The 270-nt window shown below is 60.4% G+C and carries 1 pseudogene; it reads left to right on the forward strand.

Features of this window, described 5'->3' with window-relative positions:
- A pseudogene (locus C5745_RS20700) lies at positions 1–270 on the forward strand (hypothetical protein); the annotation flags it as partial.

Genomic DNA, 270 nt, shown 5'->3' on the forward strand with positions numbered 1-270 from the left:
TGGCACTGAAGTTCCTGTCCAACGTGGACCTTGCCTACCACTGGAACTGGCTGGACAGGGAAGTGTTCCTGGCCCTCTGGATAGCCATCTTCGGGATGCTGGGACTGTACCTGATCGGCAAGATACGCTTTGCGCACGACAGTCCCCTGCAGCATCTGTCCGTTACCCGGACCATACTGGCGGTGACCGTGTTCGCCTTCGTGGTGTACATGGTGCCGGGCATGTGGGGGGCTCCGCTGAAGTCGATATCGGCATTCCTGCCGCCCTCGG

The organism is Sphingobacterium haloxyli, assembly GCF_002980525.1.
Lineage (GTDB): Bacteria > Bacteroidota > Bacteroidia > Sphingobacteriales > Sphingobacteriaceae > Sphingobacterium > Sphingobacterium haloxyli.